General features: G+C 36.6%; 12 protein-coding genes and 1 pseudogene. 10 read left to right on the forward strand and 3 right to left on the reverse strand.

The window, feature by feature from the left end; translation table 11 throughout:
- The 10 genes from M983_RS05245 to M983_RS05290 all read left to right on the forward strand — a co-directional run.
- On the forward strand, positions 1-548 hold a 548-nt coding region (locus M983_RS05245), incomplete at its 5' end, for a fimbrial protein (RefSeq protein WP_066748155.1).
- Between the two features lie 15 nt (positions 549-563).
- Positions 564-1151, forward strand: a complete 588-nt coding sequence (locus tag M983_RS05250) for a fimbrial protein (protein WP_066748160.1) — start codon at positions 564-566, stop codon at positions 1149-1151.
- A 20-nt stretch (positions 1152-1171) separates the two neighbouring features.
- Positions 1172-1777, forward strand: a complete 606-nt coding sequence (locus M983_RS05255; RefSeq protein WP_066748163.1) for a fimbrial protein — start codon at positions 1172-1174, stop codon at positions 1775-1777.
- A gap of 13 nt (positions 1778-1790) precedes the next feature.
- The gene (locus tag M983_RS05260; RefSeq protein ID WP_066748166.1) at positions 1791-2549 is read left to right on the forward strand and encodes a fimbrial biogenesis chaperone; all 759 of its coding nucleotides are present in this window, start codon (positions 1791-1793) and stop codon (positions 2547-2549) included.
- 14 nt (positions 2550-2563) lie between these two features.
- Positions 2564-3385 carry a fimbrial biogenesis chaperone gene (locus M983_RS05265; protein WP_066748169.1) on the forward strand — a complete coding sequence of 274 codons (822 nt, stop codon included), beginning with the start codon at positions 2564-2566 and terminating at the stop codon, positions 3383-3385.
- A gap of 31 nt (positions 3386-3416) precedes the next feature.
- Positions 3417-6176 carry a fimbria/pilus outer membrane usher protein gene (locus M983_RS05270; RefSeq protein ID WP_066748172.1) on the forward strand — a complete coding sequence of 920 codons (2760 nt, stop codon included), beginning with the start codon at positions 3417-3419 and terminating at the stop codon, positions 6174-6176.
- Positions 6177-6210: 34 nt separating this feature from the next.
- Positions 6211-7335, forward strand: coding sequence for a hypothetical protein (locus tag M983_RS05275; RefSeq protein WP_066748173.1), 1125 nt, complete (start codon positions 6211-6213; stop codon positions 7333-7335).
- A 61-nt stretch (positions 7336-7396) separates the two neighbouring features.
- Complete coding sequence (locus M983_RS05280; RefSeq protein ID WP_066748176.1) at positions 7397-8527, forward strand: hypothetical protein; 1131 nt, start codon at positions 7397-7399, stop codon at positions 8525-8527.
- A gap of 73 nt (positions 8528-8600) precedes the next feature.
- Entirely contained in the window at positions 8601-9824 is a 1224-nt protein-coding gene (locus tag M983_RS05285) for an SPOR domain-containing protein (RefSeq protein WP_066748178.1), read from the forward strand.
- A 501-nt stretch (positions 9825-10325) separates the two neighbouring features.
- Complete coding sequence (locus M983_RS05290; protein ID WP_066748181.1) at positions 10326-10943, forward strand: Fic/DOC family protein; 618 nt, start codon at positions 10326-10328, stop codon at positions 10941-10943.
- Here M983_RS05290 and M983_RS17500 read toward each other — a convergent pair.
- From M983_RS17500 to nlpD, 3 genes and pseudogenes are all read right to left on the reverse strand, one after another.
- A complete protein-coding gene (locus M983_RS17500) occupies positions 10940-11104 on the reverse strand; it encodes a hypothetical protein (protein ID WP_006536548.1) in 165 nt (54 codons plus the stop codon). The genes M983_RS05290 and M983_RS17500 overlap by 4 nt on opposite strands.
- Before the next feature lie 49 nt (positions 11105-11153).
- Positions 11154-11708 (reverse strand): annotated as a pseudogene (locus tag M983_RS05295) (sigma-70 family RNA polymerase sigma factor); the annotation flags it as partial.
- 669 nt (positions 11709-12377) lie between these two features.
- Positions 12378-13490: a murein hydrolase activator NlpD gene (gene nlpD / locus M983_RS05300; protein WP_066748184.1), complete on the reverse strand. Its 1113-nt coding sequence runs from the start codon at positions 13488-13490 to the stop codon at positions 12378-12380.
- Positions 13491-13539: the final 49 nt, after the last annotated feature.

Here is a 13539-nt window from a genome sequence, read left to right on the forward strand (position 1 = left end):
TTGGATTAGTCCTTTTATTTACACAAAAAACAGCATTCGCCTCAATTACAGGTTCACATACCGTCATATTTAATGCCGATATTGCTTATGAAGGTGCTTGTAATATTGCTGTAGATTCACCGGTTATTTTTAATAACGATGAACCTATTTTACCTGAACAAATAGAAGCTAAAGACGCTATTACAAAACAAAACGTAAAATTGACTTTATCAGGCTGTAAGGGATTTGGATTAATTCCAAAAATAAAAGTGGTAGGTCAATCAACAACAGAATATGGCGATGCCATGTTTGCTGATAATGCCTCAGAAGCAAAAGGCTATGGTATTTATTTATCAACACTTGGTGATAGTAATTTTAAAGAAAATTCAAATTTAGCAGCGACAAATATTATTAAAGCTGCCGATGATTGGAAAATAACAAATAGCCTTGCCAAATTAAATGGTTCATTACCATTAATCGCACAATTAACCTGTGGTGATTGTAATTTTCCCAATCGTATTGGTGGTGAGCTAAAAGCGAATATCACCTTTGAATTTGAATTTGAATAAGAGATGGAGCAGACAATGACTTTATTTTCCACTGTTTCATTACGTTTAGGTTTTATTACTTGTTTACTATTCACAAGTGTTTATTCATGGGCTGATAACAAAGCGTCACTCTCTTTACATGCCATGGTGGCAAATAAAGGACTGAGCTGTGAATTAGTGTTACCACAGAATGTATTGCAATTTAAACCATTACAAGCCAACCAATTAACCGGCTCAGTGAGAACATTTCAGGTATTGCCTTTGCACTTAGAAATGATGTGTGGTGATGAGAATGAAAACATTATTCCTACATTAACTCTCAGTGGTGAAACGCCTTATTCACAAGATACTGAGCAAGCCGTGTTTTTAAGCGGTACGCCTAATGGCGTTGGGTTTATGGTGCGTAAATCTGCTGATGATAAACCGATTAATGTGACTGATTTTTATCAACCTAAATCAGCAATTGTAAAAGGTGGACTAGGTCAGCCATTAACCGAATTAAATGATAAAAACTTTTATCGCAGTGATGCCGTGTTGTGGGTTGGTTTAGTGGGTCCTTTTCAACCTGAGGTGATACCAGGTCAATTTCACGCTTCGCTAATTCTAAATATGTCATTTGAATAAACACAATGAGAGAACTCGGCATGAAAAAAAATATCAATTCTCTAATAAGTAAATTCATGATTAGTGGCGTTATAGCATTAGCGGGAATAACGGATGTTGTTGCTGGTACTGCAAGCACCACACTAAGATTTACCACCACATTTATCGGTGGTGGATGTGTTGTCAGTGGCCCCTCTTCTATCACGTTTAATAATGGTGAGCCATTACTCGCAGCAGATATTGAAGCAGCAACAGAGGCAGGTACACCTAAAACAAGCACAACATTTGAGATTACGTTAAGTGAATGTCAGGGCTGGGGATTAATCCCCAAAATAAAAGTATCAGGCGACAAAACCACCGCATTTGGTTCAACACTTTTTCGCTCATCGGCTTTAGGGCCTGAAGATTCTGATGGTTATGGTGTTTATTTAAACACTCCAGGAAATAATATTTTCAATTCAAATAATAATTTAGCAGCAAATAGCGATATCACTGTAAAAGGTAATTGGAAAAAAGAAGATCAATTATCAGGAATTAATAGCACACTACCTATATCGGCTGTTTTACGGTGTGGTAATTGTACTTATGAAGGGCGTCATGGCGGTAAATTTCAAGCTAACGTGACTTTTGATCTTATCTACGAATAAGAGAAACGACATAATGAATAAACAAAAACAGCGTCACTCTATTCTTATTGTGGCTAGCTTTTTCTTCGCTTTATTTTTAAATATTAATACCAGCCAAGCACAAGGTGGATTAAGCCTAGGTCAAACTCGTGTGATATTTAACGCTAAAGAAAATAGCACCAAAGTTTCTATTAATAACCAAAGCGATCAAGTCTATTTATTAAATAGCCGTGTTTTACCGACACCAGATTTAAATACTGAAATTAACGAAAAAATGCCTTTTTTAATTACGCCTCCCCTTTTTCGTTTAGAGAAAGAAAGCCGTAATAGCATGTTAATTTCTAAAAATGATACCTCTAAATTACCGCTAGATCGGGAGTCTGTATTTTATCTCAGCTTTTTGGCTATTCCTGCTGTGAAAAAGCATGATGAAAATGAATTTGATGAGGGCATAACTTCAACACAAGTGTCATTTGGTATTCGCACTATTATTAAGCTGTTTTATCGCCCAACAGGGCTTTCTATGCCAGCAAAAGAGGCACCAGCAAAGCTAACGTTCGATAAACAAGGCGCTCAATTAATAGTGAATAATCCAACACCTTACTATGTAACATTAGCGCAACTCACACTTAATCACCATGAAATAGATGTGCGTGAACAAGGTCCTATGATTGCCCCGTTTTCAGCGCAAACCTATTCAATAAAAGAAATGGATAAAGCATCAACAATTGAATGGTCAGTGATTAATGATTTCGGCGGTATGAGTGAAGTTTATCGTTGGTCTGGTAAGTAAATAGGAGCTTAACAATGCAAATTTATTCTCGTTCTTCTTTATTAGCTGGTCTATTTACTAGTCTCGTAATTTTAGTTGCACCAATGACTCAAGCGATAGCGCAAGAAAGTAATGGAGTAAAATTAGAAAGTACACGTGTCATTTATCCTGGAACGGCAAAAAATGGGATTAATTTCACGGTAACGAATCAAACATCAGACCTTTTTCTATTACAGGCGCGTGTTATTCCTTGGGGTAAAATTGAACAAAATAATAATAAAAACTCCGTTCAAGATATTGCTGTTAATACAGAGAATAAAGCAATAGAAGAAACCGCAATAACAGATATTGAAACACCTTTTATTGTTTTACCGCCATTAACTCGCTTTGAGCCTGAAGAAGCAAAAACGCTTTATATTCGATTAACTAAAAATAACTTACCGCAAGACAGGGAATCTGTATTTACATTGTCATTAAAGACAATTCCAAGCCAATCAACACCTGAAAATGCGGTGTTAGAAGGCAAAACAAAAATGGTTTTAGCGATAGAAAATAACCTGAAATTATTTTACCGCCCTGAGGGTATAGAAAATATCGGTGATGAAGATCGTGCTAAAGCATTATCTTTTTCATTACAAGGCTCAAGCTTAATAGTGAAAAACCCGACACCTTATTACATCACGCTTAATAAAGTAACGTTAGATTCACATGAAATATCGTTAGAAAAGCAACGCATGTTAACGCCTTTTTCAGATGAAATTTATCCACTACCTTCCTCTCATTATAAAAAAGTGAGTTGGCAAATTATTGATGATTATGGGCAATCAACGCCTTTAGAAACTAAATCACTTAACTAATTGATGGCTGTTTAAATATTGAGATATCTGTATGCAAAATATTCAATCGAATAAAAACAAAAAACGAGCCTTACTGCCGTCATTTTTTCGTTATAGCCTGTTAAGTGCTGGCGTGATGTTTGGCATTTCTTCATGGTGTTATGGTGAGGATTATTTTGATCCTAGCTTTTTAACATTAAGTGGTGAATCAAACCAAGTCGATCTTTCTGCTTTCGCTCAAGAAGGCGGGATCGCTGAGGGTGAATATACCGTATCTGTATTTTTAAATAGCCAAGATGTAGGGCAGTTCGCGCTATTTTTTAAGAAAAATGATAAAAATATAATTACACCACAATTTACACCTGAATTACTCGAAAGTTGGGGAATTAATGTTCCTAATATCCCTGAACTAAAATCATTGAAAGAAGATGAGATTATTAATGATTTAACTGCCTATATCCCACATTCAACGGTTAAATTTGATGTTTCTTCATTACGGCTCAATCTCAGTATTCCTCAAGTTGCGATGAATCCAACTTATAAAGGATACGTGAATATGGATCGCTGGGAAGATGGTATTCCTGCCTTGCTGTTTAATTATAGCCTTAGTGGGAGTCAAAACCGCAATCATAATAACCAAAATACAACACAAACAAACAACTTATTTGCTTCTGTTCGTGGTGGTGCGAATATTGGTGCATGGCGTTTACGTAGCTCAATGACACACAGTTATGTGAAATACGATGGGCAAGCTAATCAATCAAATAATACGCGCCAAGATACCAATTTTTCTAATACCTATTTATCCCGTGATATCAAAGCATTGCGTTCAACTATCTATGCTGGTGAAGCAAGTACCGGTAGTGATATCTTTGATAGCGTCTCATTTAAAGGGATTAAACTCGTTTCAAATGAGCAAATGCTACCCAGCCAATTACGTGGATATGCACCTGCTATTAGTGGTGTAGCAAATACTAATGCCAGAATTACAGTACGACAAAACGGTAATATCGTTTATGAAACCTATGTCGCACCAGGCCCATTTTATATCAATGATATTCAACAAGCGGGTTTATCAGGTGACTATGATGTGACCGTAACAGAAGCTGATGGTACTGAACGCCGCTTTATTGTGCCCTATTCTGCATTACCGATGATGTTACGCCCTGGTGGTTGGCAATATGAGTTAACCGCAGGTCGTTATAATGGTTCGATGACGAAAGGCTCTCGCCAGTCTGATTTTGTACTGGGTACAGGTGTTTATGGCTTGCAAAGTGGTATTACGCTATTTGGTGGAGCATTGGTTGCTAAAGATTATCAAGCCACCAGCGTAGGAACCGGTGTTTCACTTGGTGATATCGGTGCTGTCTCTGTTGATATGACACACTCTACCGCTAAATTTACATCAAATAATAATCAATCTGATCGTAAAACAGGTCAATCATATCGGATACGTTACTCCAAAAGTTTGACCTCAACAGGAACTTCTGTTGATTTAACGGCTTTACGTTACTCCACTGAGCATTATTATAATTTTAGCGAATTTAATAGCCAAGGTTATAGCTTAGAAGAAGGCCTTAGTCCATGGACACTACAACGTCGTCGTAGTAGTTTCCAAACTCAGCTTAGCCAACAATTAGGTGGATATGGCTCTTTAAGCTTCCGTGCTAATCGTGATGATTATTGGGGAAATAATAAGACATTAACTGGATTATCGATTGGTTATAGTGGGAGTACCAAAGGCGTAAGCTACGGTCTTAATTACAATATTGACCGCATTAAAGATACTAATGGCCAATGGCCAGAAAACCGTCAAATCAGCTTAAATGTCAGTGTACCTTTCCGTATTTTTGGCAACTCATCAAGCCTGCAATCGATTTATGCCACAACATCAATGACGCATGACAATAAAGGGCGTACACAAAATCAGATGGGATTAAGTGGTAGCACATTCAATAATGCAATGTCTTACAACGTATCTCAAAGTTGGGGTAATCAAGGGCAAACAGCAACCAGTAATGCCAATATTGGTTATCAAGGAAGTAAAGGGAATATCAGCACAGGATATAGCTATAGCAATAACTCAAATTCGTTAAATATGAGCCTGAGTGGTGGCATGTTAGTGCATAGCGGTGGTGTCACCCTTTCTCGTTCATTAGGTGAATCTGTCGCATTAATCAATGCACCAGGTGCAACTGGCGCTAAATTGATTAATGGCGATTCGGCAGTAGATGGTCAAGGTTATGCGATTGCACCTTATCTTACTGATTATATGAAAAATAGCGTGGGTATCGATCCTACAACCTTACCTGAAGGGGTTGATTTACCGCATTCTAATGTGAATATTTATCCCACTAAAGGTGCAGTAGTAAAAGTTGATATTGCAACTCGTGTTGGCTATCAAGCATTAATCACACTAAAACAACAAAACCAAAAACCGGTTCCTTTTGGTGCTATTGCAACATTAGTAAATAATGAAAGTTTAAGTGATGTCATTAGCGGTATTGTGGGCGATTTAGGGCAGGTTTATTTAGCGGGTCTTCCTGAAAAAGGGCAATTATTTATTAAGTGGGGTAATACGCCCGATAAACAGTGCAATATTAGTTTTAACTTAGCTAACTTAACGGTAAGTGCAGATAATCCTATACGTCAGATAACCTATATTTGCGAAAATAGCGATTTAACCAGTCCTAATAAAGACTCAAATGCTTTAGAAAATAAAGAAATAAATACAACACCAATAATATCAACAGAAAATATTCAGCTCAAAGAAAATATTGCCGTTTTTTCACGCTGGAAAACATTTAAATAAAAACAAAAGATATTTAAATATAGGTAATATAAATATGAATCATTACATTCAAAAATTAAAACTCGCTATTCAAATATCTAGCGTAATGGCGTGTTTTTCAGCATTAGCCGTACCAGGACCTACGGGATCATTTAATAGAAATAGCGGTATATTATGGTCAAGTGATGTATCCGCATCAATTTCTGTTACCTCTACCTCACAAACAATGACCAATAATGATGCTCGCCATTGGGCTGGTTATTTTGGTATAGGATTCAACGATACATATTATCCACATGATTGCCTAAGTACATCTAGACTATTGAAAGTAGATTCATTTACTGGTGTTTACGTAAAAAACAAAAGCATACCTATCATTATTGTCGTTGAAGGAACTGCCACTGGAGCAATAGATGGGGGGAGTAGTGTCGCCAAAGGTACATGGGATAGTAATGGCGTATTCTCAGGCGATGCAATGCCTGGATCGGGGTATACTTGGTGTGGGGCATATCAAAATAATAGCGGGACAGTCACTCAAGGTGATTACGCTAACTTTTCTGGAAGAATAACACTTTATGCCCAAAAAAACGCCAACAAAGGGACATATACGTTCCCTAATATAGAATTTGTGAAAGGAAATAATTTAACTAAATTTAGAGAAAGTTTAGTTGAGTCATCTACTTTTACCATAGTAGACCCTCTCTCTTGTACCATATCACCACCACCAGAAATCGCTTTTGGTGACGTTAATTTATGGGATTTCCCTGGAAATACAGGGGATAAACCAGGAGGCAATAGAAAGGATGTTCTAGGTGCTGTTGATGGTAATTTAACAGTAGATTGTATTGGCGGAGATAGTAGTCTTTCTGTGCCCGCAAAACTAACACTTAAGGGAACTACTCAGGGATATGTTAATGATTTAAAAATGACCATGGATAGTGATGGTAGTGTTGCCCCAGCTACCGTAAGAGCTTCTATCCAAAAGTTATATTCACCTTGTAATAGTAACGGGATATGGTTTTCGGCTGATAATGAGGGTACTAAAAGGAATGTCATCGACATTAACTTACAACAAGGTATCAATACCATTCCTTATCGCTTTAGCCTTTGCTCACTCGGTGAAGGTTATAAACAGGGTTCAGCCTCAGGTACCGCTACGATTACGCTTGATTGGGATTAGTAATAAAAACCTCTCTTTTATCTCATTTATTAAAAATAAAATAAGCGGGTGATATATAAAAATGTCTCTTAAATATTTAAAAATAACAATCCAAACAACAAGCCTAATGACGTGTTTTTCAGTATTAGCCGTACCAGGACCAACGGGGTCATTTAATAGAGATAGCGGTATATTATGGTCAAGCGATGTATCCGCATCAATTCCTGGTGTTGCCCCTAAATTAGGAGATTACTATAATGATGCTCGCCATTGGGCTGGTTATTATGGTATAGGAATCAACGTTTCAAATAGTTCTGATTATGTACACTATTGCCTAAAGACATCTAGACTATTGAAAGTAGATTCATTTACTGGTATTTCCTTAAACAACGATAGTACACCTATCATTATTGTCTTTGAAGGAACTGCCACTGGAGTACTATATAGCAATAATACTATCGCCACAGGTACATGGGATAGTAATGGCGTATTTTCAGGCAATGCAATGCCTGAGTCCGGATATACTTGGTGTGGGGCATATCAATCTAGTTACGCGAGCGTCTATCCGGGAGATTATGCTAACTTTTCTGGAAAAATAACACTTTACGCAAAAAAAGGTGTCCCCAAAGGAACATATTCGTTTCCTAATGTTGAATTAGTCAAAGGAATGAGTAAAGTATCATATAGCGTAAATTTAGTTAAGTCATCTACTTTTACCATAGTAGATCCTCCCGTCGTTTGTACCATATCACCACCACCAGAAATCGCTTTTGGTGACGTTAATTTATGGGATTTTCCTGGAAATACAGGAGGTAAACCAGGAGGTAATAGAAGGGATGTTCTTGGTGCTGTTGATGGTAGTTTAACTGTAGATTGTACTGGAGGAGATAGTAGTCTTTCTACCCCAGCAAAACTAACACTTAAGGGAACAACTCAAGGGTACACCAATGACTTGAGATTAATAATGGATACTGATGGGAGTCTTGCTCCTGCAACAGTACGAGCCTCTATAAAAAAAATATACTCACCTTGTAGTTCCTCGGGCATTACCTTCGGCGTTGGTACTTCAGAGGTTCCTTCCAATATTGTCGACATTAACTTACAACAAGGAATCAATACCATTCCTTATCGCTTTAGTCTTTGCTCACGAGGTGAAGGATATACACAGGGCTCAGCTTCAGGAACCGCTACGATTACCATTGATTGGGATTGAATCCCAGAACTCATCTAAAAAGGAGCTTAATAAGAGCTCCCTTTTCTTTATGTCATGAGATATCGCAACAAAAATGAATAAAAAAAATCTTACGTGGATATTTCTGTTATGTATCGAAATAAACACTGCTTATGCTGAAAATTCACTAACAGATAATGAGAGAGTTAAATTAGACAATCTCTCTCAATGTTTTAGCAATACACAAATAGAACAGCAATGTGAGAAACAACTTGAAATATCAGGTACACCAGCCATGTTATATGACTTTGGTGTTCACTATATTAATGGTGATGATGTTCAACAAGATATTCCTAAAGGTCGCTATTGGGTACACAAAGCCGCACGTTTAAATTATCCATTGGCACAATATAATTTAGGCGTTATGTATTACGATGGTATTGGTGGTGAATTAAATCGATATTGTACTGAAATTTGGTTAAATAAAGCTGTTCAACAAAATGATATTGAAGTTCAATCTATGGCACAGCAAGCTTTATCTGCGGTAGAAAGTAATCAGCAACACGCCAAGATATATCGTTATCCTACTTTCCAAGAATGTGATTATTTACCTGAGTTAACTTCAAATTATCAAGAAGACTCTATTGTACAAATTACGGAAGAAAAAACGGCAATTATCACACCTTATGCCGATATATTTTGGCAATGGAGTGCCAATGCCCTTCGCTATTTACAGCATTGGCTACATATTGATAAACCACTACCTATTGAAAATAGTGTTATAGCGCCAGAATTAGAACACGATAATATTGTTGATAGCTTATCAGTTGAAATATTTGAAAAAAATCCTAAAGAAAAAATTGAGGATGATATTAAAGACGATAAGATTAAGAACGAAGATATTATTGAAAAAACACCCGAAATTGAGTCAGAAATATCCATCTCTTCTACCGTAGAAAACGTTGAGTTATTACCAATAACACCAGCACCTATAATGGAAAAGCCACCTATCACAATAAAGCCTAAAAATACCAATATTAATAATGAATGGAACTTAGGTGGTCATCCACAATCTGCATCAGCTCTACATTTTACGCTACAACTTGCCAGTGCAGCACAAAAAGACGGGTTATTAGAAAGCGCTAAACGCCATAAATTAACCAATTATTGGATTTATGAAACACAACGTAATGGACGTCAATGGTATGTGCTTGTTTATGGTGAGTTTGCAACAACATCATCAGCTAAGAAAGCGATAAATAATCTCCCTAAAGAGTTTAAACAAAATAACCCATGGGTAAGAAAATTATCTCAAGTACAATCTGATGTTGTAATGTAAAAATATCCTATTTACATCTGCGTTTTAAATACTGAGCTTTGAGAGCCGATTTTCAAGGCTCTTTTTATTGGTAGAGTATTATTTATAGATATATTATTTGTATTTTAATTCAATGTATAAATTGGTACTTTTCGTGGACTTATTATATCCTGACAGTCATTCTTACTCTCTATTCAGCTAACAATTAATTCTGGGTTACCGTGCTATTTTATAAGATAAAATAAAATTGATTAGAAAATTTAAAATAGACAGAGTCAAACAAATTCAATAGGTTAATAAAAACACGTTTATGATAGATAACCAAAATCTCGAATCCTACATACCCATGATGCATGAGCGTGTTAGCGTTGAAATATAACGATATTTATTAATTTTTCAGCAAAACCTATAATTTAACCTACACTTAATTAATCTGTTGATTTATAGGTAGTTATTATTTATTTGATGTTTTTAGCATTATAACGTACAAAATTCATACTCACACCACAAGAACACGCTTATATGAATAAATACGATGTGTTTAACAGCGAAGCAAAATTTGCTGATGGTTCTGATGAAGAAGTGCTAGCTAACAAGCTGGGGCTTTCAAACGTTGATGATATCAATGATGCTGAGCTTGTCCTGTTAGAAAAACTGTATCAAACCATTTTTGAAGAACAATTTCCAACAGAGCAAATCACAGTATCTCTTATTCAGCGTTGGCACCGCCAATGGTTAGGGAATGTTTACGAGTGGGCTGGTCAATTACGCACGGTGAATATTAGCAAAGGTGGCTTTATGTTTGCCCCTGCGGGTCGAGTTGCAAAGTTACTTGCTCAATTTGAAAAAGAGTATCTAGCGAAGTACACGCCTTGCACCAATATGAGCAGAGAACAAGTCATAGAGGCTATTGCCACGGTACATGTGGAGTTGATTCTGATACATCCCTTTAGGGAAGGTAATGGGCGCTTATCGCGGCTACTCGCTGATGTGATGGCAGTACAAGCTGGGTTTCAACCGTTAGACTATGAAAGTTGGACTCAACACCCCGAGCAGTACATTGCAGCAATCCACGCAGGGTTAAACCTTAACTATGAACCCATGAAATATTGGGTTAACGAAGCCTTGAAAGCGAACTAAATCGCAAGTTTCAAATGCCCAAACTTCTCACGCTTTGCTTTCATTTCTTCTTCAAGGCGACGGGACTCCTGCCCTGTTTCAATCGCCGTAGAGGTCGCGACCGAACGAATAAGTTGAGTACGAGTTGGCCTTGTTGCTTGAATTAATTCGTTCTTTTTCATGGTAGTCTCACATCAAACAGGTGATAGTGCATTTTAGTTTAAATTTAGCTTTCTGCAAGCTCGATCTTGCAGTTCTTAGATAAACATTGAGTTCTTTTACGATATGAATTGGCAGGCGAATAGTACGAGTTTGATTCATGATGGCGCGTTCTATCGTTTGACGTATCCACCATGTAGCATAGGTTGAGAAACGGAATCCTTTCTCAGGATCAAACTTTTCAACAGCTCTAATCAGACCTAAGTTACCTTCTTCGATTAAATCAAGAAGCGCAAGGCCTCGATTAGTATAGCGACGAGATATTTTAACAACTAAACGCAAGTTACTTTCTATCATTCGTTGTCTTGAAGGGATATCACCTCGTAGTGCCCTACGAGCAAAAAATACTTCTTCTTCAGCACTCAGCAATGGAGAATAGCCTATTTCACCTAAATAGAGCTGAGTTGCGTCAAGTGCACGCTGATTCACACCTTCAATTAATTCAATTTCATCTTGAGTATCAGACTCATTTTCTGCTTCTTTTGCAGCAACCTCATCGAACTCATCCATGTTCTCATCTATTTCATCTGTATATAACTCGTTCACTTTTAGTGTACTTTGGCTCATCAGCTGCTCCTACCCTAGATAATTTAGGTAAATAACTATCAATATGAAGTCTATTTACCAGTTTATCGCTGTGTAATATCACAACGGGTTTACTGATTTTCCCTTGTAACGAATTACCAAATAAAAATAACTTAATCTATTTTACTGTTAATCTTATTATTTATTTAATCAATATATAACTTAGCTAGTTGATTACATTTATTAACAGTTTTTCTTGTTATATTCCCATGTGTTTTTATAATTATTTACACATAAGATTACTTTATATAATGAATGCTTTGTGACTATTGTCATCATAAAAAAGCAAATAAATACATTAGATAACTTATATTATTCATTATTTAATAGAATTATCAAAAATAGAAAATAAACTCTAAATAATATATTCATTTATAAACCATCAATAAATACCAATAATTCCTAATTTGCTTTTTAATCGACGTTTTTAGCATACTCATTCATTGCATTAGAATCAACTGTCTAATTAGCCTTATCTATATTTTTATAAAGATATTTCAATTTATCTATCTAAAAATACGTGTTTATACGTAATATTTTTATTCAATTTCAATATTTTAATCATGTAATTAATAAAAAACACCCTTCTTTGGATTAAGAAGGGTGTTTAAAATTAGGATAATTCACTATCAATACTGTTAAATTGCTTATCTATTTTTTAGGTAAATAGCTCATTGGGTTAAGTGATTTTTCTTTATAACGAATTTCAAAGTGTAATCGTACAGAACTTGTTCCTGTACTTCCCATGGTCGCAATTTGTTGTCCTGCATTCACATTCTGCTGTTCTCGTACCAAAATAGTGTCATTGTGAGCATAAGCACTGAGATACTCGTCATTGTGTTTGATAATCACTAAGTTACCATAGCCTCTTAGCGCACTACCTGCATACACGACTTTACCTGCTGCAGTTGCAACAATAGGTGAGCCTTTAGTCCCACCAATATCAATTCCTTTATTACCACCTGGTGCACTCGAGTAATTTTCAATAATTTTACCTTGTGCAGGCCATAGCCATTTACCTGTGGTTGCCGTTTTTGTTGGTACTGGCGTTGTTGTTGTAGTACTCGTTGTTGGTGGCGGTGTTGTTGTTTTCGGCGTTGTTGTTGGTTTGGTGATAAGAGGACCATCAGCAATATTTGTTTTTGGCTTAGTTTGTGCCGTTTGAACACCCGCACTGCTTGAAGTATTAATAACAGATTTGTTTACATTGGTATTTGTACCGGTATTGACTTGACGGTTACCAATATTGAGTACTTGCCCTACGTTCAAGCTATATGGCTCTGGAATATTATTCATTGCAGCCAGCTCTGTTACATCACTATCTGTTATCCATGCAATATAAAACATTGTGTCACCCCGTTTTACGGTATAAGTATTACCGTCGTAATTTCCTTTAGGGATAGCATCATAGTTGCGGTTATAAACAATACGGCCTGAATCATTGGTTGCAACATTACGTGGCATAGTCGTATTTTGTACTGGCCTATTTTGTGGCTGACTGGTATTAATGTTACTTGGTGATGAATTCGTCTTAATACTTGAAGGTGGCGCAGATTGTAGTGGTGTTGCTGAACTTCTTTCTACCGGCGTCGCTCCACTATTCATAGTCGGTGTATTTGATACCGTATTATTTGAAGAGCCATCTTTAACAGAGGTAATAGGTGCAGGGCGATAAGGTGTATCTGCACAACCAGTTAATGCCAATCCCACTACCGAACAGAGGATTGCCCAGCGAATATGTTTAATTGGGCGTTCTGAATTCATACTTCCTTCTCCCTTTTAAAGGTATTAGCGCCTACCAATTTGCAAAGTG

Origin of the sequence: Proteus myxofaciens ATCC 19692 (assembly GCF_001654855.1) — a bacterium.
Classification (GTDB): Bacteria; Pseudomonadota; Gammaproteobacteria; order Enterobacterales; family Enterobacteriaceae; genus Proteus; species Proteus myxofaciens.

What these genes read in the sequence shown, in the direction of transcription:
- M983_RS05285 (WP_066748178.1), top strand. Translation starts at nt 8,601, where the DNA reads ATGAATAAAAAAAATCTTACGTGGATATTTCTGTTATGTATCGAAATA.
- M983_RS05275 (WP_066748173.1), top strand. Translation starts at nt 6,211, where the DNA reads ATGAATCATTACATTCAAAAATTAAAACTCGCTATTCAAATATCTAGC.
- M983_RS05280 (WP_066748176.1), top strand. Translation starts at nt 7,397, where the DNA reads ATGTCTCTTAAATATTTAAAAATAACAATCCAAACAACAAGCCTAATG.
- M983_RS05290 (WP_066748181.1), top strand. Translation starts at nt 10,326, where the DNA reads ATGAATAAATACGATGTGTTTAACAGCGAAGCAAAATTTGCTGATGGT.
- M983_RS17500 (WP_006536548.1), bottom strand. Translation starts at nt 11,104, where the DNA reads ATGAAAAAGAACGAATTAATTCAAGCAACAAGGCCAACTCGTACTCAA.
- M983_RS05265 (WP_066748169.1), top strand. Translation starts at nt 2,564, where the DNA reads ATGCAAATTTATTCTCGTTCTTCTTTATTAGCTGGTCTATTTACTAGT.
- M983_RS05250 (WP_066748160.1), top strand. Translation starts at nt 564, where the DNA reads ATGACTTTATTTTCCACTGTTTCATTACGTTTAGGTTTTATTACTTGT.
- M983_RS05255 (WP_066748163.1), top strand. Translation starts at nt 1,172, where the DNA reads ATGAAAAAAAATATCAATTCTCTAATAAGTAAATTCATGATTAGTGGC.
- M983_RS05270 (WP_066748172.1), top strand. Translation starts at nt 3,417, where the DNA reads ATGCAAAATATTCAATCGAATAAAAACAAAAAACGAGCCTTACTGCCG.
- nlpD (WP_066748184.1), bottom strand. Translation starts at nt 13,490, where the DNA reads ATGAATTCAGAACGCCCAATTAAACATATTCGCTGGGCAATCCTCTGT.
- M983_RS05260 (WP_066748166.1), top strand. Translation starts at nt 1,791, where the DNA reads ATGAATAAACAAAAACAGCGTCACTCTATTCTTATTGTGGCTAGCTTT.